General features: G+C 55.4%; 15 protein-coding genes and 1 tRNA gene. 8 read left to right on the top strand and 8 right to left on the bottom strand.

The features are described from left to right. Window positions 1-9: 9 nt before the first annotated feature. From ACR0JW_RS01730 to recA, 4 genes are all read right to left on the bottom strand, one after another. On the bottom strand, window positions 10-663 hold the full coding sequence (locus tag ACR0JW_RS01730; RefSeq protein ID WP_480713527.1) for a transglutaminase-like cysteine peptidase: 654 nt from the start codon (window positions 661-663) through the stop codon (window positions 10-12). Window positions 664-1004: 341 nt separating this feature from the next. Continuing rightward, the gene (locus ACR0JW_RS01725; protein ID WP_170614990.1) at window positions 1005-1292 is read right to left on the bottom strand and encodes a DUF1330 domain-containing protein; all 288 of its coding nucleotides are present in this window, start codon (window positions 1290-1292) and stop codon (window positions 1005-1007) included. A gap of 1 nt (window position 1293) precedes the next feature. Next, the gene (gene alaS / locus ACR0JW_RS01720) at window positions 1294-3963 is read right to left on the bottom strand and encodes an alanine--tRNA ligase (protein WP_480713526.1); all 2670 of its coding nucleotides are present in this window, start codon (window positions 3961-3963) and stop codon (window positions 1294-1296) included. A 182-nt stretch (window positions 3964-4145) separates the two neighbouring features. Beyond that, a complete protein-coding gene (gene recA, locus ACR0JW_RS01715; protein ID WP_170614988.1) occupies window positions 4146-5210 on the bottom strand; it encodes a recombinase RecA in 1065 nt (354 codons plus the stop codon). Between the two features lie 192 nt (window positions 5211-5402). On the opposite strand from recA, the gene ACR0JW_RS01710 reads away from it, so the two are divergent. Continuing rightward, window positions 5403-5996 (top strand): sulfotransferase family 2 domain-containing protein, encoded by a 594-nt coding sequence (locus ACR0JW_RS01710; protein ID WP_170677205.1) that lies wholly within the window; start codon window positions 5403-5405, stop codon window positions 5994-5996. A 5-nt stretch (window positions 5997-6001) separates the two neighbouring features. On the opposite strand, the gene ACR0JW_RS01705 is transcribed toward ACR0JW_RS01710, so the two are convergent. From ACR0JW_RS01705 to guaB, 3 genes are all read right to left on the bottom strand, one after another. Continuing rightward, a complete protein-coding gene (locus ACR0JW_RS01705; protein ID WP_170677207.1) occupies window positions 6002-8293 on the bottom strand; it encodes an ATP-binding protein in 2292 nt (763 codons plus the stop codon). 96 nt (window positions 8294-8389) lie between these two features. Beyond that, on the bottom strand, window positions 8390-9562 hold the full coding sequence (locus ACR0JW_RS01700; protein ID WP_480713525.1) for an RsmB/NOP family class I SAM-dependent RNA methyltransferase: 1173 nt from the start codon (window positions 9560-9562) through the stop codon (window positions 8390-8392). 95 nt (window positions 9563-9657) lie between these two features. After that, the gene (guaB, locus tag ACR0JW_RS01695; RefSeq protein ID WP_170614984.1) at window positions 9658-11106 is read right to left on the bottom strand and encodes an IMP dehydrogenase; all 1449 of its coding nucleotides are present in this window, start codon (window positions 11104-11106) and stop codon (window positions 9658-9660) included. A gap of 217 nt (window positions 11107-11323) precedes the next feature. Here guaB and ACR0JW_RS01690 point away from each other — a divergent pair, with 217 nt between their 5' ends. The 7 genes from ACR0JW_RS01690 (at window position 11324) to ACR0JW_RS01660 (ending at window position 20799) form a co-directional block, all read left to right on the top strand. Continuing rightward, window positions 11324-13369: an ASKHA domain-containing protein gene (locus ACR0JW_RS01690; protein WP_170677211.1), complete on the top strand. Its 2046-nt coding sequence runs from the start codon at window positions 11324-11326 to the stop codon at window positions 13367-13369. Window positions 13370-13393: 24 nt separating this feature from the next. Continuing rightward, window positions 13394-14251 (top strand): methyltransferase domain-containing protein, encoded by an 858-nt coding sequence (locus ACR0JW_RS01685; protein ID WP_480713524.1) that lies wholly within the window; start codon window positions 13394-13396, stop codon window positions 14249-14251. A 524-nt stretch (window positions 14252-14775) separates the two neighbouring features. Beyond that, window positions 14776-16833 (top strand): hypothetical protein, encoded by a 2058-nt coding sequence (locus ACR0JW_RS01680; protein ID WP_480713523.1) that lies wholly within the window; start codon window positions 14776-14778, stop codon window positions 16831-16833. Between the two features lie 68 nt (window positions 16834-16901). After that, on the top strand, window positions 16902-17225 hold the full coding sequence (locus tag ACR0JW_RS01675; protein WP_170677217.1) for a hypothetical protein: 324 nt from the start codon (window positions 16902-16904) through the stop codon (window positions 17223-17225). Further along, complete coding sequence (locus tag ACR0JW_RS01670) at window positions 17188-18312, top strand: glycosyltransferase family protein (protein WP_170677219.1); 1125 nt, start codon at window positions 17188-17190, stop codon at window positions 18310-18312. The genes ACR0JW_RS01675 and ACR0JW_RS01670 overlap by 38 nt, the downstream gene beginning before the upstream one ends. Continuing rightward, a complete protein-coding gene (locus ACR0JW_RS01665; RefSeq protein ID WP_480713522.1) occupies window positions 18309-20360 on the top strand; it encodes a glycosyltransferase in 2052 nt (683 codons plus the stop codon). Before ACR0JW_RS01670 ends, ACR0JW_RS01665 begins: the two co-directional genes overlap by 4 nt. Before the next feature lie 4 nt (window positions 20361-20364). Beyond that, window positions 20365-20799, top strand: coding sequence for a hypothetical protein (locus ACR0JW_RS01660; protein WP_170614977.1), 435 nt, complete (start codon window positions 20365-20367; stop codon window positions 20797-20799). Between the two features lie 345 nt (window positions 20800-21144). Here the strand turns inward: ACR0JW_RS01660 and ACR0JW_RS01655 are convergent. Beyond that, window positions 21145-21218: transfer RNA gene (locus ACR0JW_RS01655), tRNA-Gly, on the bottom strand. Between the last annotated feature and the right edge of the window lie 33 nt (window positions 21219-21251).

Below are 21251 nucleotides of genomic sequence, written 5' to 3'. Positions count from 1 at the left end.
GCGTTGGGCTCAGCTATGACCGTAAACACCCACCCAGTGGCTAGGTCGTTTTGGGTCCTGCATGCGAAGAAACAGGTACCGCGTCGCTGTCCAGTGCTTGATCCGGTTTGTGAGGTTGTCCAATACCAAATCGCCGTTGGCTGAACGATAAACCAGAACTGCATGCGGCCCCCGGCGTCTGTCCAATACTGTAGCGATTAACAGTTTGCTTGGGTCTACCCCTGCGTGGATCAAATCTCTTTTCTTTAGCAAGGCGAAGTCTTCGCAATCACCGCCTCTTGCCGTTGGCAGTGCCCATCTCTCGCGGGTGTTATACTGGGACTGATCGGTCACTTCGCGGGTCGAGTTATTCACGCGCCGATTAACCTGCTCCACAACCTTCAATTCCTGTTGACTGGACATGGATACAGAACGTTTTCCTACACAGGCCCAATTGTATTGACTGCAAAGATTGATGGCGCCGGAAGGTGGCGGTGAAGATGCGACACTTGGAATAAAGCCGCCCTCGGATGCGTGTGCTGTCGGGGCCGCGATAAACGTGCAGATACTCAAGATGCAAACGGTCGTGACGCCCACCGATATTGGGAAAACTCTGGTGCGGAAGCGCTTCGCAAGTGTAATAAATAGTGACATTCCTACACCCCAATCCTGTGTTTTTTGCACGATCGCGCATTAAACAGGGCCGCACTCCGTCTTGCGAAACGACCTGCGAACATCCCAGCTTGGGCAATCACTTTAAAAAATTGGACAGAAAAAAGGGCGAAAATTCGATCTTCAATCTGACTTTTTCGCGCTAGAAATTAGATGGCGCGGTCACAATTGCGGCGCGAAACCCTTAAGACTGCGCGACTCCATATGTTTAAGGCATTGTTATTATTAACTAAAAAAGCGCAACCCGCATAGGCGGGCCGCGCTTTTGAAATGGATTGTGACATAGGCTGAAGATTGCCGATCTGTCGCCGTATCCTAGAGAAATCTACAAAACGAGCTTTGTAACCTGACAGTTACTCAGTGATTTCAACCACAACCAGCTCGCGCTCGCTCGCCTCACGGGCATGATTCAGCGCTTGCTGGTAGTCGTCCGAGTTGTAGCACTCGACCGCTGATTCTAGTGACGGGAAGCGGGCGACAACATTGCGAGGACGCTCTTTGCCTTCCAGTTGAACGTAACGCGCAGCACGGGCAATAAACTCACCCCCGTGCTTGGCGATGGCTGGGCCGGCCAACTCGGCGTATTTTCCATATGCCTCGGCATCAGTCACTGTTACGTGCGCAATCCAGAGTGCAGCCATTTTATCCTCCCAATACCTGTTCCGCAGCCTTGATCGCCGCATCCGAATTCGAGGCGTCCTTGCCTCCGCCCTGCGCCATATCCGGACGGCCACCGCCGCCCTTTCCGCCCAGTTCAGCCACGGCAGCCCGCACCAAGTCGACTGCGGAGACCCGATCCGTCAGATCTGGCGTGACACCAGCCGCGACGGCCGCCTTGCCGCCGGCGTCGGCGATAAGCAGCACCGCCCCTGACCCGAGGCGGCTTTTGTGTTCGTCTATGAGGGACGGAAGATCTTTCCCGGAAACGCCGCTCAAGGCCTGAGCCAGGAATTTGACGCCGTTCACCTGCTTGGCCTCTGCGCCACCGCCGGTCGAAGGACCAGCCATGGCAAGATCACGGCGCAACTGAGCGACCTCATTTTGCAAGGACTTTCGTTCATCCAGCAGGGACTTCACACGCCCCACAACATCGTCAGGCTGAGCCTTCAGTTCCAACGCGATCTGGGCGACGCGGTGATCCTGTGCCGACAGATATCGGAACGCTTCATCCCCGGTCAGGGCTTCGATCCGGCGTACACCCGCACTACTGGCACTGTCACCAAGCACAACGAATGTGCCGATGTCCCCAGTCTGGCGCACATGCGTTCCGCCACACAGTTCGATCGACCAGGTTTCCCCGTCGCTGCCTTTGCCAGTCGGCGCTTTGCCCATCGACACCACGCGGACTTCATCACCATATTTTTCGCCGAACAATGCCTGCGCGCCAAGTTCGCGCGCATCGTCGGGCGTCATGATCCGGGTTTCAACGGCCGAGTTTTGGCGAATGAAATCATTCACCTCTCGTTCGACTTTCTTAACCTCTTCCAGTGTCAGAGCCTTGGAATGGCTGAAGTCGAACCGCAGACGATCCGCTGCGTTAAGCGAGCCGCGCTGCGCCACATGATCGCCCAGCGTTTCGCGCAAAGCCTCATGCAGCAGGTGCGTGGCCGAATGGTTCGCGCGAATTGCCGTGCGGCGGACGTGATCGACCTCAAGTTCGACTGCGTCGCCCTTGGAAAGCGTACCTTGATCCACGGTCACCTTGTGGGCGTAAACTTTACCGTCGGCGAATTTTCTGGTGTCTTCGACAAACGCCACATCATCACGGTCCTCCAGACGGCGAATTTCGCCCGTGTCGCCGACCTGGCCACCGGCCTCGCCATAGAATGGCGTCTGGTTTACAACGACCCAGCCGCTGCCGCCCTGCCCGATGGTGTCGACCAATGAACCATCAACAATCAGCGCAGCGATCTGACCTTCGGCCTTTTCGGTGTCGTATCCCAGGAAATCCGTGACCCCGGCAGCATCGAGAACATCGAACCAGACAGCCTGATCCGCCGATTCTCCGGACCCGGCCCAGGCGGCGCGCGCCTTGGCCTTCTGTTCGGCCATGGCCGCATCGAAACCGTCGGTATCGACTGTCCGACCCTTTTCGCGCAGCGCGTCCTGCGTCAGGTCCAGTGGAAAGCCATAGGTGTCATACAGTTTGAACGCCGCATCGCCGGGCAGCGGCGCGCCTTCAGGCAGTCCGGACATCTCGTCGTCCAGCAACTTCAATCCGCGGTCCAGAGTTTGCTTGAAACGGGTTTCTTCAAGCAGCAAAGATTCCTCGATCAGCGATTGCGCCTGCCCCAGTTCGGTGTATTGCGCGCCCATCAGTTGGACCAGCGTAGGCACAAGGCGGTGCATAACCGGGTCCTTGGCACCCACCAGATGGGCATGCCGCATGGCCCGGCGCATAATTCGGCGCAGAACATAGCCACGCCCGTCGTTTGAAGGCATTACGCCATCGGCAATCAGGAACGAGGTTGACCGCAGGTGATCCGCGATAACGCGGTGATGCACGTTCTGGTCACCGTACGGATCCACGCCGGTTGCCTCCGCGGACGCTTCGATCAGCGTCTTGAACAAGTCGGTGTCATAGTTATCGTGGCTGCCCTGCAGAAGCGCACCAATCCGTTCCAGCCCCATGCCGGTGTCGATCGACTGCATGTCGAGTTTAACCATCGAGCCATCTTCGAACTGTTCGTTCTGCATGAAAACGATGTTCCAGATTTCGATGAACCGGTCTCCATCTTCCTCGGCCGAACCCGGAGGACCGCCCCAGATATGATCGCCATGATCATAGAAAATCTCGGTGCACGGGCCGCACGGGCCAGTCGGCCCCATCTGCCAGAAGTTGTCATTGGTTGCGATGCGGATTATCCGGTCTTCGGGCACACCAACCTTTTTCCAGATTTCGAACGCCTCATCATCGGTGTGATACACCGTGGTCAGCAAACGGCTTTTGTCGATCCCGAATTCCTTGGTGATCAACTCCCATGCAAACGGGATTGCATCATTCTTGAAGTAATCGCCGAATGAAAAATTCCCAAGCATCTCAAAGAACGTGTGATGCCGCGCGGTGTATCCCACATTGTCCAGATCGTTGTGCTTGCCGCCCGCACGCACACATTTCTGCGCAGTTGTGGCACGCTGATAGTCGCGAGTTTCAACTCCGGTGAACAGGTTTTTGAACTGCACCATGCCCGAGTTGACAAACATCAGTGTCGGGTCGTTTCGTGGGACCAGCGGGCTGGATGCCACCACTTCGTGCCCCTGTTTTGCAAAGTAGTTCAGGAAGGTGGATCGGATATCGTTCAGCGTGGGCATAAGGCTCTCTCAGCGCGCAATCATCTTGGTCTGCGAAGGTTTAGCCCCGTGCCCTCGCAGTGTCCACAGCATTGGTTTGGCGGAACGAAACAAGACGACCCTGGAGGACCGCCCTGTTCCGTGCTTTCTACATCCTTCTGAAAGGAACCGTGGGATTTCTGTCGTTCGCTCCGGCGCGACGATTACGCTTCGAGTATATCATCCTCGTCCGCATTGGGGGGCATTTCGAAATCCAAGCCGTGAGCCGCCCGTATCTTATCCTCGATATCCAGGGCCACACGGGCGTTGTCACGCAGGAACTGCTTGGCGTTTTCTCGGCCCTGCCCGATCCGTTCGTCGCCGTAGCTGAACCACGAACCCGACTTCTCGACCACACCGGCTTTGACGCCGAGGTCCAGCAACTCGCCCATCTTGCTGATGCCTTCGCCATACATGATGTCGAATTCAACCTGCTTGAAGGGCGGCGCCACCTTGTTCTTCACGACCTTGACGCGGGTCTGGTTGCCAACCACTTCATCCCGATCCTTGATCGCGCCAATACGGCGAATATCCAGACGGACCGAGCTGTAGAATTTCAGCGCGTTACCACCAGTGGTGGTTTCCGGACTGCCAAACATGACGCCGATCTTCATCCGGATCTGGTTGATGAAGATCACCATGCACTTCGAACGACTGATCGAGCCTGTCAGTTTACGCATTGCCTGGCTCATCAGGCGGGCCTGCACGCCGACACTGCTGTCGCCCATGTCGCCTTCGAGTTCCGATTTCGGCGTCAGTGCCGCAACCGAATCGACGACAACCATGTTCACGGCCCCGGATCGCACCAGCGTATCGGTGATCTCAAGCGCCTGCTCGCCGGTGTCAGGCTGCGAGATCAGCAATTCATCAAGATCGACGCCCAGCTTACGGGCATATTGCGGATCCAGCGCGTGTTCGGCATCCACAAACGCACAAACACCACCGCGCTTTTGCTGTTCGGCAATGCAGTGAAGGGTCAGCGTGGTCTTGCCCGAGCTTTCCGGGCCGTAGATTTCCACGATCCGGCCCATCGGAAGACCGCCAATACCCAACGCGATGTCCAATCCCAGCGATCCGGTTGAGCTTGCTTCGATGTCCTGCCTGGCGTCTTCGCCCAGCTTCATGATCGAACCTTTGCCGAACTGGCGTTCGATCTGGGCCAGGGCGCTGTCCAGCGCCTTTTGCTTGTCTGCGTTTTTCTTGTCGCTCATCGTCAGAAGATCCGCCATTGTCCTGTCGCTTTCCCTTTTGTCACACCCTTGAACGGGCGGCAATCGCTGCTTTGTTCGCCTCTTGTTCCTTATGAGACCAAAAGTAGAACATTTCAACAAAAACTTATGTAACTCACTTTTCCGGAATTGTGTTAAAGATCCATTTACGCCAATCTGCGTCAAAGCCGAACGCAAGAAGGACGCGGGTAAATGCTTGTTTTTTATAAAGAACGACTGGCTTTTTTGTCTGTCCCCAAAACCGGCAGCACCGCCTACCACACCGCCCTCCGGGATCATGCGGATATCGTCGTCACTGGCCCGCCTGAACTCAAGCATGCGCCCGTTCGCCGGTACGATCGCTTTTTTCAGAACATTTTTCGTAAAGTGTACGATACCGAGATGGAAATCATGGCCGTTGTACGCGAACCCGTAGATTGGATGGGCAGTTGGTACAGGTTTCGCAGCCGCCAAGATCGCGTTGGTCATCCGCACTCAACACGTGGCCTGACTTTTGATGAGTTCGTGCAAGCCTACATGCAAGTTCCGCGACCTGAGTTTGCGGATGTCGGCAGTCAAAGCCAGTTCTTTCGCACCCGCAGCAATGGTTTCGGCGCACGTCACGTTTTCAAATACGAGCATCAGGACAAAATTCTGGACTTTCTTCAGGACCGTCTGAGCGTCAAAATTGATCTGCAGTGGGAGAATGTGTCTCCTCCTGACGACCTGGCCCTGTCAGAAGAAACCGAACAGATGTTCCGCAACATACATGGCGCCGAGTTCGCCCTGCATGACTCCGCGCTCTAAGTCGTTCAATTCAGTTGCTGGAAGACCGCTTCAGTCAACTGATTCAACGAAAACGGCTTGGGCAGGAAGGTCGATCTGGCGATTTCGGGACCTGAACCGCTGAACGCGCCTTCGGTATAACCTGACATGAAGATCACGCTGACATCGGGCCGGGTTTCCATCGCTTTGCGCACCCACGTCGGACCGTCCAATCCCGGCATGACGACATCGGTTACGAATGCGTCGACTTTCAGAGTGGAATCTTCGAGCAGGCGCAAAGCCTCTTCTCCGGAATCCGCTTCAAGCACCTTGTACCCCTTCAACCTCAATGCGCGCGTGGCAAAAGCGCGAACGGGCGCTTCGTCCTCGACCAGCAAGACGACTCCGTCACCCTGTTTTGCATTTTGCGGAATCCGACTATCCTGCTGCGCTGGCACTGGCTCAGCCGGGGCCACCGAAACCGGCAGAAATACAGCGAACTCGGTTCCGAAGCCCTGGGCACTGTCGACAAAGATGAAGCCGCCGGTCTGTTTTACGATTCCGTAAACAGTCGACAGGCCCAACCCGGTGCCTTCGCCAGTTCTTTTGGTTGTGTAAAACGGCTCAAAAACCTTTTGCAGCTTGTCCGCTGCAATTCCGACACCGCTGTCGATCACCTTGACCGTCACATACTCACCCGGCGGAACGGTCGCCCGGTCCCGCTTAAGCGGCTGGGCCATCTCGATGACCTCGGTTTCAATCCGGATTTCACCGCCTTCGGGCATCGCGTCCCGCGCATTGACCACCAGGTTCATGAACACCTGCTCAAGCTGCCGCTTGTCCGCCCGAACTGGCTTGAGCACCGGATCATGGCTGAGCGTCAATCGGATTTTTTCCCCGACAAGACGGTTCAGAAGATGGATGAGATCGGAAATCGTGTCGCGCAGATCCAACGCTTCGGGTCTGAGGGTTTGTTTGCGGGAAAATGCCAACAACTGGCTGACAAGCGCCGCAGCGCGATTGGCGTTCTGGTTGATCTGAACAAGATCACCGTAGTTCGGATCATTCTGATCGTGCCTCAGTAACAGCAAGTCACAGTGACCCGAGATCGCCGTCAGAAGGTTGTTGAAGTCATGCGCAACGCCACCGGCCAGTTGTCCGACCGCCTGCATCTTTTGTCCCTGCACAAACTGGGCTTCAAGCGTCTTCAGTTCGGTCGCGTCGTTCAGAACCGCAATCAGGCAAACCTGCCCTTCATGCAGGACACGGCTAAGTGTAACCTGGATAAAGATATCCTTGTCCTTCCGCGTCAGTTTCAGGAACTCGGAACGCGGGCCATCCTCACCGGCGACCGTGCGTGACAGCCAATCGGGAACCGGCTGCCCCAGCCCCTGCATGATTGCGACGACATTGGTCACACCGGGCTCAATATCTCCGATCAGTTTGTTGGCCAATATGTTGGCTTCAAGAATGCATCCGTCAGGAGAGAGACAAAGAACCGGCACAGGCAAATCCGAGAATGTCATCCGGGTCCGGCTTTTGGGCGCGATTTTCAGCGGCAAAAGGGAAAGATCGCGCACCATACCCGATCGCGAAACCTGAACAAACGTTCCAGGGACAGCGCCCTCACCTGTCTTGATCTGCAGAATGCTGCCCGGCTCGGGAACGTCACCGGCAATGGCCTGATCCAACGTTTCGGGTTGTCCCCCCAACAGTGCCTGCGCAGCGCTATTGGCTTGCAGAACGGATCCGTTTCTACCTTCCGTCAGAACTGGAATATCCAAACCTTCCCAACGCGAGCTTTCGTCCAATCCGAACCGCCAACAGTACAACCCATTGCCAAAGCCAAAAACGCTGACAGGGATGGTCGAACCCAGCGTCACGGCATCCTCGCGCGCACGGCCATTTTGGGCGACCTTCGATTGCAGCCGCAACAAGAGTGCTGCGGGGTTGGCAAAGACAGATCGCAGACAATGGTCGAGACGCTGCCCCTGCGTTGCACCAAACCGCCTGACGGCTGCCTGGTTGATGATCTGAATATTACCCTGACTGTCCGCGATCAGACATGGGGACAAGTCCTTTGCAACAAACGCCGCCATAACGGATTTTGCGTTTCTTGCGCACCTGTCCGCCAACTGCCCGCGAAACACGACAATACTTCCAGCAGCTGCCAAAGATCCGCCAACAACAATCAACCCAATCGACCATTCAGACGGAATCGCGTTTAGAAACGGTGCAAAGCACAATCCCAGCGCAAACAAGGCCAGCGCCAAAAGGCGCGATACGTAAGGTGTGTGACGAACGGAAGGATCAGGAAAAAACTCAGTGGTGTCAGACATAAACGACTCGGAATGTTGGATACCGAGTATGACGGACCCAATACGGTTAATTCCCGCTTAACATAACATCAATGCAGGACTCTCTCGTTTTGGTTGTTAATGGTCCGTTTCTTGTCGCGTCAAGTGTGCTGTAAAAAACCCATCCGTTCCGTGTGTCACCTGCCATGACTTCTGAAACGCTAGGCGCCAATCCGGGTGCATTGTCTGAAACGCGTTCACAATTGCCTCGTTTTCGTCGACAAGCATAGAACACGTCGCATAAGCCAGCAGCCCGCCTGAATGGGTCAGTTGTGAAATCTGCTCGAGTATTTGTGCTTGAATGACGCAAAGATCCTGCAACTTTGCTTCGGTCAACGCCCATTTTCCAGCCGGTGCCCTGCGCCAAGATCCGCTGCCGGAACATGGTGCGTCCGCCAAGACGACGTCAAATGGGGCTTGCCGCAGGATGTCGTCAGCGGACAGTCGCTCGACGTTGACCCCTGCCCGTTCTGCCCGTGTTGGAATATCCTGCATCCGGGCTTCGTTGATATCATGGGCATAAACCTGAACTCCGGGCCGGGCCGCCAATGCCAGTGCTTTTCCCCCGCCGCCGGCGCAATAGTCCAGTACGCGCATTCCGGGTTCAAGGTCGATTGATGCGGCGACTGCCTGACTCGCGGCATCCTGCAATTCGACCATCCCGGACGCAAACGCCCGGCTTTGCGAGATTCTGCGGGCACCCTCGATCACCTCAAGCGCAGTGTCGCAGGCCGGGTGCGGTCTGGTCAGGATGTCGTCCGACACAAGCACTCGAACAGCCTCAGTCACATCGGACTTGACGAGATTAACACGCAATTGAACGGGGGCACGGGACTGCAGGGCGTGGGCGGCTGGAATTGCATCCTCACCCAAAGACGCGCTGAACTTTGGCCAAAGCCATTCCGGGATGTCAAACTCCTCAGCTTTCGAGGAAAAAGCCCGGCTTGTCTCGTGTTCGGCAACAGGGGGCGGTGCATGGCGTGCACCCGAAAACAACCCGGCGATATCCTCGCCCTTGGCACGCGCCGACCCGATCATCAGACCCCGACCGGTTTGAGATCCGCCCAGTGCCGAAAACGATCGCTTGCAGCGCAGGCCGTCAAACACGTGATCCCGCACCCCTGCCCGATCTTTCGAGCCTGCAAACCTGCTGCGCCGGGCCCATCCGGTCAATGCTTTTTCGACCGATGCGCCATCCAGAATCTCATCCAGTATTTCGATGGCGGCCTGAATGCGGGCGGCAGGGGTCATAAGGCAACTCCGTCGTCAAACGAATGGTCGGAACAGATCATCGAAAAAACCAAAACGGCGCCCGGTAAAGGGCGCCACTGGTTGAACCATCGCAATTACATAACGCGGTAATTCGGGCTTTCACGCGTGATCTGGACGTCGTGAACGTGGCTTTCCTTCAGCCCCGCGCCAGTAATTTTTACAAAGGTGCAGTTGCGGCGCATTTCTTCAACCGAAGCACATCCGGTATAGCCCATTGCGGCACGCAGCCCGCCCACAAGCTGATGCACAACAGCGCTGGCTGACCCTTTGTAGGGCACCTGCCCCTCAATCCCTTCAGGCACCAATTTGTCGTTGGCGGCGTCCTTCTGGAAATACCGGTCGGCTGAACCACGTGCCATTGCACCAAGGCTGCCCATCCCCCGATAGGATTTGAAAGAGCGTCCCTGGTACAGGATCACCTCGCCGGGGCTTTCGTCGGTACCTGCAATCATCGAACCGACCATGGCGCAGGATGCGCCGGCTGCAATCGCCTTTGCGAAATCGCCGGAAAACTTGATACCGCCATCTGCGATCACCGGAACCTCGCCAGCGGCGGCGGCACAATCCATGATGGCCGTCAACTGCGGCACGCCGACACCTGCGACCATCCGTGTCGTGCAGATGGATCCCGGACCGATCCCAACCTTGATGGCATCGGCCCCCGCGTCGATCAGTGCCTTGGTTGCCTCACCTGTCGCGACATTTCCCGCGATAATCTGGACTTCATTCGACAGGGCCTTGACGCGTTTAACGGCATCAAGAACGCCCTGTGAATGCCCATGCGCCGTATCTACGACGATGATGTCCGCGCCCGAGTCAATCAGCTCTCCGGAACGCTCGAAACCCGCATCTCCGACCGAAGTTGCGGCTGCAACCCGCAGGCGACCCAGATGATCCTTGCACGCCGTGGGGTTCAGAACAGCCTGCTCGGTGTCTTTCAGTGTCAAAAGACCCGTCAGCTTTCCACTGCCATCAACAACCAGAAGCTTCTCGATCCGGCGCGCACGCATAAGGCTCTTGGCCTCTTCCAGGTCCGCAGGCTCTTTCAGCATGGCCAGATTGTCCGATGTCATCATCATGTGAATCGGAGTGTCCTCGGACGTGGCAAACCGCATGTCGCGGTTGGTCACGATACCAACAACGCGGCCATCGCCATCGACTACCGGAAATCCGGTGAAATTGTAGCGCTGGACCAACGCCTTGGCATCCGCAAGCGTCTGATCCGCCCGAAGGGTTACGGGGTTGTACACAATGCCGGATTCAAACCGTTTGACGCGCCGAACTTCGCGGGACTGTTCCTCGACCGACAGATTCTTGTGAATGACGCCAATTCCGCCCGCCTGTGCCATTGCAATGGCCATACGCGCCTCGGTCACGGTGTCCATGGCCGAACTGAGCAATGGGATGTTCATGCTGATGTTGCGCGTCACACGCGTGGTTGTATCCGCCGTCGCAGGAAGGACACTGGATGCCCCCGGAACCAGAAGAACATCGTCAAAGGTGAGTGCCTCACGAATCTGCATTTGCTAACCCCATGCAAAACCCCGTTTGACGGCGACCCTATTGCACGGATTCAGCCCAAGGGAAAGCCCCGCGTGCCAATAGTTTGCCCCGGTTGGCGGGCGGTCTGGTAAAAAACGACGCAAGCTGCGCAAAACGTGCCGCTGAATGCCCTTTCCCTTTGCGCGCAAACTCATATCTTGCCCGGCATACGCGCGAATACAAAAAGGCAGGCCTTCCATGACCACCGACCCACTTGTCGTCTTTACCCCATCGGGCAAACGCGGGCATTTCCCCGTCGGCACTCCGATCCTGACAGCGGCCCGCCAGTTGGGTGTGGACCTCGATTCGGTCTGCGGCGGGCGTGGCATCTGTTCCAAATGCCAGATCACACCCAGCTATGGTGAGTTTCCCAAGCACGGCGTCACCGTGTCCGACGGCGCGCTAAGCGAATGGAACGCCGTCGAGCAGCGCTATGACGACAAGCGTGGCCTGAAACCCGGTCGCCGTCTGGGGTGCCAGGCATCGGTCCAGGGCGATGTCGTGATTGATGTCCCCCCCGAAAGCCAGGTCCACCGTCAGGTTGTTCGCAAGGCAGCCGCCGCCCGCGCCATCACAATGGACCCCGCGACGCGCCTGTATTTCGTGGTGGTCGAGGAACCGGACATGCACTCGCCCACCGGCGATCTGGAGCGGTTGGAGCGGGCCCTGCGTGAACAGTGGAAGATCGACGCCGTGACGGCAAACCTGTCGCTGCTGTCCAAGCTTCAGCCTGTGCTGCGCAAGGGAAAGTGGGAAGTCACGGTCGCCGTCCACAAGGGCCACAACGATAGCGTCGCGCGTATCGTCGAAATCTGGCCGGGTCTGCACGAAAGCGGCCTTTACGGCCTTGCCATCGACTTGGGTTCGACCACGATCGCTGCGCACCTGACCGATCTGGAAACGGGCGAGGTCAAGGCGTCCTCGGGCCTGATGAACCCTCAGATACGCTTTGGCGAAGACCTGATGAGCCGCGTTTCCTATTCAATGATGAACCCCGGCGGCGATCGGGAGATGACGAAAGCCGTGCGTGAGGCGATCAATGACCTGACCACCTCGATCGCGGACGAGGCCGGGATCGACGCGGCCCTGATCGTGGAAACCGTGTTTGTCTGCAACCCGGTCATGCACCACCTACTGCTTGGCCTTGATCCGGTCGAACTGGGCCAGGCTCCGTTCGCACTGGCCACATCCGAAAGCATGTCCCTGCCCGCCCGCGAGATGGATCTGACCAACATGAACCCGCGCGCCCAGGTCTATATCCTGCCTTGTATCGCAGGCCATGTAGGCGCGGATTGCGCTGCGGTTGCCTTGTCCGAAGAACCCGGCAAGTCGGAAGATCTGGTCCTTATCGTGGATGTCGGCACCAATGCGGAAATCCTGTTGGGCAACACCAGCCGAGTGCTGGCCTGTTCGTCGCCGACAGGTCCTGCTTTTGAGGGTGCCCAGATCAGTTCCGGCCAGCGGGCAGCCCCCGGCGCCATCGAACGCATTGAAATCGATCCCGCCACCAAGGAGCCGCGCTTTCGGATCATTGGATCGGAAAAATGGTCCGACGAAGACGGTTTCGATCTTGATGTGGCCACAACCGGAATCACCGGCATTTGCGGCTCCGGCATCATTGAGGCCGTGGCCGAGATGCGCATTGCAGGACTGTTGGACGAAGGCGGCCTGATCGGATCGGCCGAACAGACCGGCACGCCGCGTTGCATCCCCGAGGGGCGGACGCATTCGTACCTTATCCACGACGCCAGTGCCGATGGCGGCCCACGCATTACTGTAACCCAAGGCGATATCCGGGCAATCCAACTGGCGAAATCGGCGCTCTATGCCGGTGCACGCCTTTTGATGGACGAAATGAAGGTCGACAAGGTCGACCGCGTGGTGCTGGCCGGTGCCTTTGGCGCGCATATCTCGACCAAACATGCGATGGTATTGGGAATGATCCCGGATGCGCCGCTGGAAAAGGTTTCCAGCGCAGGTAACGCCGCCGGGACCGGCGCGCGCATTGCATTGTGCAACATCTCATCCCGGTCCGAAATCGAACGGGTTGTGCGCGAAGTCACCAAGATCGAAACCGCTATCGAGCCGAAATTCCAGGATCACTTCGTCGCCGCCAACGCGATCCCACACAAATCAGATCCGTTCCCGGAGCTGGCGCAAGTTGTCACCCTGCCATCGCCATCGTTCAACACAGGTGGCGGAGATGACGAAAAATCTGGCCGCCGCCGCCGCCGGAGGTCATAATCCGGCCATTGACAGGGGGCCGTCATGACTACAGCAAATGAGGAGCAAGCTGAGTATTGGGGAAAATCGGTTCTTGGGGCCAAATGGTTGATTCACGAGGACCAGCTTGACCATCTACTTGCGCCAGTACTTGGTCTTGTGCTGGAACGTGCAGAGCTGAAGCCGGGAATGCGGGTGTTGGACATCGGTTGCGGAACCGGTGCCAGCACAATCGCTTCAGCGCAAGAAGTCGGTCGGAATGGCCGCGTTCTGGCTGCCGATTTCTCACAACCCTTCGCCCACCGCACGCGCGAACGTTCCTTGGATTTGGGGCTGACGCAGGTTGAGGTCGAATGCGCGGACGCTCAGACTTTTGGGTTTTCCGAAGGGACGCAGGACGCCGTGATTTCCCGTTTTGGCGTGATGTTCTTCGAGGACCCGGTCGCCGCCTTCGCGAATATGGCAAATGCGCTTAAACCCGGCGGGCAGATGACGTTTGCAGCATGGGGACCATTGTCGGACAACCCTTGGTTCAAGCTGCCCCATATCGCGGCCACAAATCAGCTTGGCCAACCCCCAAAAGTAGATCGCTATGCGCCCGGCCCCCTGGCCTTTCACGATATCGAACATGTGACAGTTATGTTGTCGCGCGCCGGACTGTGCGACGTTCGCGGTGAAACCGTATCCCTGTTCCTTCACGGGCCGGACACGCTTGAGGAAACTGCGGCACTGTGTATGCGCGTCGGCCCGGCCTCGCGCGTCATTTCGCATTTCGGTGCCTCAGACGAAGATATCGAAGCAATCCGGACCGCAGTCGCCGAAGCTTTCGCGACATTCGCCTCAGATGATGGCATCCGCATCCCTGCTGCCATCAACCTGTTCCAGGCCCGCCGGGCCGCCTGAGGGCCCTAAGATCGAAACCCGGTGCAACGCCTAGCATGTTGCTTGTGAACTTAGTGCCCTGTCTGACATCGCAAACGGGCTATACCAGCGGAACTGTCGTTTCACGATAACCGGGACATTTCTACTGTGAACGCTCAGACAAATATCTACCTAGTTACGACATCTAGGACACTGACGCGGTATCCACTCAGCCCTGAGAACGATCCGGCGTAGTGAGCATGGCGACCTACCGGACGCGTATTGTGCCGCGGCGAACAAAACCGATGGCCCCGTGTTCACGGTTCCCAATGGTCGCAGACAGGCAAGCAGTATAAGGCTGGCATTTTTCAACTGTCCTCCGAGCTCCGAACCGTCCGTCAAAGCAGTTTGCGACGCATCCCGGCTGCTCACTTGTCTTTGATCAGCATTTTTTATAACCTCTTCTCGTGTATTGTTAGATAATTAGAGACTGTGCCCAAAGTCTTTTTTTTGCTCTTGTTTCAATAATGTAGAGCATAGCGCAATGACCGTTTTGGGGGTTGCTTATGTCAAAGGTTAGCGACACGAGTACGCTACCTGAAGTTGCTGGTGATGGCGGTGATGACGCGTCACAAATTCATGATTTTCTGCAGTCAGAAGAATGGCAGCAGAAGATTGAAAACGCGCGGAAACAGCGGAAGAAAAAACTTGCGGAACTTGGTCGGAACCGCAAGGAAAATCCGGACCGCAAACCTGATCAATCGGGAAAGGATCACTCAACCAAAAGGGTGAATGATTCCGGACCACAGCACTTGTGGGACAGGCTGGAAGAAGCGCGTAGGCGAAGACAGGCGGTGCTTGCGCGTCCCTCGGCTGAGGCCGAAAAGCATGCCCCAGGTGAGTCGGACGTCGGTGGTGGTGAGCAAGTTAGCAATGGTGCTGGAAGAGCAACTGCCGCGCCTCCTGAAGCCCTGCAAAAGAAAACAGGCTCAATTGGATCCGGTCAAAAAAGACATCAACAGCTTACGCCCAGTATCGCGTCTTTGCATGGCGTGAGATCAGAAAAAAACAGTGGCCTTGAACGTTTGTTTCCGGCTGGGGATGTTCCCGCCAAAGACGACGAAACGGGTGTCGAACTTGGGAGTCGTGTTCGCTCGCCCTCAAGTGCAGGCCAGCCGGTCGAAGATGCCGCTGAAAACATTCGCAGAAAGCTCAGTTTCCGCTGGCCCAAACAACAACATCCGCACAGAGGCCGATTTACTTCAATAGCCATTGGGTGTGGAATTGGTGTCGTATTTTCGTTTTCGACAATGTTTGTATTGGCCCGGTGGGAATCAAATAATGGAGAAAAACCATTCGCTTCCAGCAACTTGGATGTGGACACTTCCAAGACCACCACACTGCCGGAAAAGAGTTCTACGCAATCAACCAGTTCGCAAATAAAGGGGCTAGAATTCCCGCCACGTCTGATGGTTCGGTCGTTGACACAACCGGATGCGTCGCCGAATGCGACTTCCTTCGGAAAAATTTTGGCAATGACAGAGAACTCAAGCATAGTCGCGTCTGCTCTACTCCCCATGAAGGAGATGTCGCCTGATCCCAAGCTGTTCGAACCAATGCTACCGCCGGTCGCTCCTTCGCTTCGTCCAGATCTGCTGACCCTTGAGACGCCAAAGCGGCCAACCGCGCCTCCCGCCACACAGAATCCACAAAGTTCCATCCCGAATTCTGCTTGGTCACACGATCAATTGGCGCAAGCGTTTTTACATTTCAGAGCGTCAATCGTTTTGCCTGATGTTCCTGCGATCTTCGACAGTTTGAAAGCTGTTGTCGCAAATGCGACTGATCCAGGCTCAAGCGCACCTGAGATTTCAGTCGAGCTGGTTTCATTGGTCTATGCCGAAGACCAACCTTCAACACTGAAACAAGCTGTAGCGTTTCGATCTGCGCCAAGCGATACGGATTTTGCCCTGAACGGCCTTGATAATTTACCGAAATTGAACCTCATCATTCCAGGCAAGGTAAGTCCGCCGGACGCGCCTGATTCAAATGGTCGAACAGGAATTGATCTGAGACAGCTTTCAAAAGCCCCCCTACCAAGAACAGAAGAAGTGTCGCCAAAATCAATGGCCAGATTGCATGACAATTTGGAACCACCTTTAACGTCGTCTGAGACGACAGATGGCGCAGCAAAGCCGCGCGAGGACACTGAATCAGCGGAAGTGATTGCCAGCAGCGGCGGCGCAGAATTTAAGCTGTTTATACCAAACAGCCTTGGCGCACGGACAGTGAACTCAGTGGTCAATAACCTCGTAGCGGCAGGTCATGAGTTAAGTGGAACAGCGCGCGTTGGCTTTGGGGTTAAACAATCCAACGTCCGGTTCTATCACAGGGAAGATGCCGCTCAGGCAAAAGCGCTTGCAGAAGATGCCGGAGCTTTGTTGCGCGATTTCACGGGCTCTAAGTCCAAGACGCAAAACGGCGTCGTGGAATTATGGTTGGCCGGCAATAGTGCTACGAAATCCAAAGTGAAAAAGGTTCGTCGCAGCGCTTCTGCTTCGGATCAAGTCGATCAGCTAAAAAGGCAGGTTTTAAGCAAACTAAAAACGGCGACAAACCAATGAATACCGGCCAGTTTCTGGCTGTAAAAGGCAAAACGATGTAGGTTAACAATCGGAGATCGGGGTTTAAGATGCCTAGCTCTAAACTTGTTGCGATAGTAACTGCCCTATTGTTCTTACTACCGTCTCAGCATGTGCGTGCCGAAATTACATTGGAGCATTTGCTGACGATAGATCAGTTTTTGTCCGAGAATAACATCCAGGCTTTGTGGGATTATCTTCAAAAGAACCCAGACTTGCTATTGGGTGATGACGAATTATCACTTGAGTTGCGCAGTTTTTTTGACACCGTTTCACGGGGACAGGTGGATTACGGCTTTGCTGGCAATGCCGCAAACAGTGCAGAGGTTTCACGAGTTGGCAGCGCAGCGCTTGCCGCTTCTTCCCTGCACTGAAGTCATGACGCAATTTCCAAACATTCGATATCCTAAGAAAGTGAAGATCGCGTATGTTATTGAGCCCCGGTTTTTAGGTGGCACTTCCATGGCCGTCGCTGCCGAACTGCGCGTGGCCGCCGAGTTCGCTGATCTGGTGGTGCATGCGAGGACCTCCATTATGTTTGGCAGCAGTCAGCATGTCGCGCCGGTGCTGCAGCGAGTGTTGGACGATCTTCGTATTCCAATGGTTTGGGACGCCCCCCGGATATGCGCTGATTTTGTTATCTTGCACAATCCGTCTTTCCTGAAGTTTCAAAACTCTTTGAGCGCAGAGATTTATGCGCAGGAAATAGTCGTTGTAACCCACGAAAACTTCTTGCGGCCGGGCGGCGAAGAAGGCTTCGACGTTTCAAGCTGCCTGGATCAGATAGACTTGTCGACCCTCGCGCTTAGGAAAACGCTTGCGCCAATTTCGTCGTATAACCGTGAGACCGTTACAGGCTGGTTGTCCAAATTTCGCAAGGTCCGCCATTGGACTGTCCTGGAAGATGACTGGTTCAACATCTTTTTCAGTGACAAAGGCGAACCATGCGAAAAGCCAGAGGACCGACGCGGTCGACATTCGCGACCTGGCTTCGAAAAGTTTCCATCTGTCGCCGATCTTGATTTGTGTTTTCCCAAACACGCGAAGGCCAATGTCATTCTTGGTGCGAACGCGTTGATGGACACGGACATCGTTCGTCCGCATTGGACTTTGTTTCCATTTGACGCGATCAGTCTGGAAGATTTTTTTGAGATGATAGATTTTTTTGTCTACTTTACAGCGCCGACTTGGCGAGAGAGTTTCGGGCGCGTAATTGCGGAGGCTATCGCAGCCGGCAAGGTCGTCTTGACGGATCCGGAAACCGCAAAGACATTCGGAAATGCCGTAATCCCCTGTAGCCCCGAGGATGGGGACCGGATCATTTCCGACCTGATTTCGTCCCCCGACCGGTATCATGAGAAAGTTGCTGAGGCACAGCCGCTGCTTGAGCGCTACTCGGGTCAAAAATTCAAAGAGCGATTGGGCGCCATTCTGACCGCGGACAGAGAGGCGCTGACATGATTTTTGTTGAGGCAGGTACACTTTCAGTTCGGTCTTTTGACGCACAGTTGATATTTGCTCTGAAACTCAGAAAGCGTGGTTTCGATGTTTGCATCGATGCAACCTATTTTCCTGAGGATGCAGGGCGCGGAAGACACTACGAGGCTGCGACACTTCTCGCCGATACCGAAGAACTCGAAGCTGAAGCCGTGTTTATCCTCGGCGCTGAAGAAGTAGATGACCGGCTGCTGGCCTCATTGCGGCAAAAGCAACTCGGGACGGATGTTCCGGTAATCGCAACTGGCCGGTTCAGTACTCAACAAAGCTACATTAGTGCAAAAGCCCGTCTCGCGTTTGCACTGGGGCGCGAAGCAACGGTCATTGATCTATCGGACCTTCAGCCGCGTTCTATATCACCTTCAGCTGTCAGCCCCCTGGTAACTGAAACCCGACCGATCACCCGGCCAATTGGTGAATTGGCGAATATAACCGTCGTATTGGGTTCCTTGGAGTTGGACGACTCTGAAACCTTGTCCTGTCTGTCCCGGATGAGCAATCAGGGCAGCTATGGCTTTAAGCTGGTTGTGAGCGGTGCGCAGAATGAGTTCCTAAAGGCGTCAAAATTCAACGATCTCCCCAGAGTTCTTTATACTGATCTTTCGCCTCTAACCCTCGCAAATTCAACGGATATCCTTGCGATGTTTGGGCATGGCATCGCAGGCGATCGGATGGCCGAGCTTGCGCTTGAAGTGATTGCAGCCGGTGGCGTCGTGATTGACTGCACCGAAGACGAGGTTTTGATATCGTCCGGAGCGCCGGCGTTACTTGGACCCAAGACGCTTTTTGCTTTGGATGGCTACCTGATCGGCAAAATTATCGGGAATACACCGCACATCGCTGACCAAACACGAAAGTCTCCGTGGCTGCGGACAGTAGATATATCCCGGCTCGAGACCGCTGCAGGGCTTAGCGCCAAACCGCGACCACCCAAACGGACGTCGCCGAAAACCTTGTTCTTGCCAACTAACGGAGTTGGGTTAGGACATGCGCAGCGGTGCACTGTGATCGCCAAGGCATTGCCAAAACACATGTCCCCGGTGTTTGCGGCCTTCCCAAGTTGTGTTCCTATGGTTCGACGCGAAGGGATCGACTGTATACCGCTGGTCGCCCGGTCAGACGTAAACGACAGTTCCAACGCGAATGACATCCTGACTTACCGGCGTCTGAACGCCGCATTACAAGAAGGCGACCGGTTCGTTTTTGACGGTGGCTATGTGTTCGATTCCGTCAATCGCGTAATCCGGGAACGCAGATTATCCGCAGTCTGGATCCGCCGAGGCCTTTGGCCCAAGGGTCGGTCCCGGCATACCATGCTTCGTCGTGAGGGCATATTCGACCGGGTCATCGTGCCGTCAGAGGCTTTTGAAGAGCTTAACGACGCTTACAGTTACGGTGAACAAGTTCACAACATAGGGCCAATTTTTCGGCAGGTTGAGCAATCGCCCGAGGACTCCGAAAACCTCCGGACGCGTCTGGTCGAAAAGTTTGATCACGACTTTAAACTGTTGATTGTCAGCATGTTAGGCGGGGGAGTTGCCTCTGACAGGTCCGCTCAACTGCAAGCAATCTCAGGAATGCTTGAGTGCCGCGCAGACTGTCTTCACGTGGTCGTAACCTGGCCCGGTAGCGCGGTTCAGGCAGCCGCGTTTGGTTGGAAAAATACAAAGGTGGTTAATACTTTAGAGGCTACAAAGCTATGTCTATCCGCCGACTTGGTAATATCGGCGGCCGGGTACAATTCGGTCCACGAGATCCTCTACCACAAGATTCCCGCAATACTTATCCCACAGTCTGCGCCTTATTTGGACGACCAGGAACGACGCGCAAGAGCACTATCTGACCGCAATCTTTGTGCAACCATTACGGAAGCGGAATTCATGAAGCTGGAACGAACGGTACAGGTTTGTCTGGATGACGGGGGCGCGGAAGACTTTCGTACAACACTGCAACAAATAGAGCTGCCTGAATCCGGTGTGTCCGCAGCTGCTGAAATCATAGCGACGAGCTGAAAAAATGGCTGAAAACAATTGGTACAAGATAGTCAACACCTTCACGCCGGAACAACCGGCTAATTTGGATGACGTTATCCTTCGAGATCGAGCTACGCGGCAATTTGGAAAAGTTCTGTTCCCCGATATGGACTTACTTCCGTCAACCGCACTTTGGGAACGCGAAGTTGAGGACCACACATATATTGGCGTCAGGATCGTTGAGCCTTCGAAGTCTCCATATACTGTTGCAAGATTACTCGCCGCCGCAGCAATCGAAAGAAATGTGGTTCCGATTATTCTGAGCCGAGTTGATTATTGCGGGCTCGAACAGTTTGGTTTTCGAATTGAACGCATCCCTGACGAGGAAACAGCGGCACGGTCAGCTGAGGCAGAGGTCGGGAAATTCTGGAACTTTGCTATTGTTATCGACGGTCACGACGTTGCCAGATTGAGTTAGGCAGTGTTGAAAACATGCCGATGTTCCTGATCTGAACATCTGGTGCAGAAATTCAAAGGGCTTCCGAGACTACCTCCAAAACAGGATCGTCAGGCTGGTTCAAAGCGCCAAAGATTGATGTCACTGTGCCTGTTTGACGACCAGGTTTATTGCGGCACTCCATCAATCGGGCCAAAAGAGGTAGCTGGTTGAAGGCCACAGGTCAGCGGCGCAGACACGGTCAAATTGAAGAACCAGAGAATCTGATCGAAGACAACGCTGCATAATCTGCGTTTGTCAAAACTCAAAATTTGCGCAGTGAAAGCGAACTTTATTATTATTTTATAGATGCTTAGAGTATTTTCCTGGAGCGGGTAACGGGAATCGAACCCGTAACAAGAGCTTGGGAAGCTCGTGTGATACCTTTTCACCATACCCGCCTCTTTGGCTGGCATAGCATCGTCGCCGGATCG

Source organism: Ruegeria sp. BG6 (assembly GCF_056538465.1).
This window is presented reverse-complemented; position numbering and strand designations above follow the sequence as displayed.

What these genes read in the sequence shown, in the direction of transcription:
- ACR0JW_RS01725 (WP_170614990.1), bottom strand. Translation starts at nt 1,292, where the DNA reads ATGGCTGCACTCTGGATTGCGCACGTAACAGTGACTGATGCCGAGGCA.
- alaS (WP_480713526.1), bottom strand. Translation starts at nt 3,963, where the DNA reads ATGCCCACGCTGAACGATATCCGATCCACCTTCCTGAACTACTTTGCA.
- recA (WP_170614988.1), bottom strand. Translation starts at nt 5,210, where the DNA reads ATGGCGGATCTTCTGACGATGAGCGACAAGAAAAACGCAGACAAGCAA.
- ACR0JW_RS01710 (WP_170677205.1), top strand. Translation starts at nt 5,403, where the DNA reads ATGCTTGTTTTTTATAAAGAACGACTGGCTTTTTTGTCTGTCCCCAAA.
- ACR0JW_RS01705 (WP_170677207.1), bottom strand. Translation starts at nt 8,293, where the DNA reads ATGTCTGACACCACTGAGTTTTTTCCTGATCCTTCCGTTCGTCACACA.
- ACR0JW_RS01700 (WP_480713525.1), bottom strand. Translation starts at nt 9,562, where the DNA reads ATGACCCCTGCCGCCCGCATTCAGGCCGCCATCGAAATACTGGATGAG.
- guaB (WP_170614984.1), bottom strand. Translation starts at nt 11,106, where the DNA reads ATGCAGATTCGTGAGGCACTCACCTTTGACGATGTTCTTCTGGTTCCG.
- ACR0JW_RS01690 (WP_170677211.1), top strand. Translation starts at nt 11,324, where the DNA reads ATGACCACCGACCCACTTGTCGTCTTTACCCCATCGGGCAAACGCGGG.
- ACR0JW_RS01685 (WP_480713524.1), top strand. Translation starts at nt 13,394, where the DNA reads ATGACTACAGCAAATGAGGAGCAAGCTGAGTATTGGGGAAAATCGGTT.
- ACR0JW_RS01680 (WP_480713523.1), top strand. Translation starts at nt 14,776, where the DNA reads ATGTCAAAGGTTAGCGACACGAGTACGCTACCTGAAGTTGCTGGTGAT.
- ACR0JW_RS01675 (WP_170677217.1), top strand. Translation starts at nt 16,902, where the DNA reads ATGCCTAGCTCTAAACTTGTTGCGATAGTAACTGCCCTATTGTTCTTA.
- ACR0JW_RS01665 (WP_480713522.1), top strand. Translation starts at nt 18,309, where the DNA reads ATGATTTTTGTTGAGGCAGGTACACTTTCAGTTCGGTCTTTTGACGCA.
- ACR0JW_RS01660 (WP_170614977.1), top strand. Translation starts at nt 20,365, where the DNA reads ATGGCTGAAAACAATTGGTACAAGATAGTCAACACCTTCACGCCGGAA.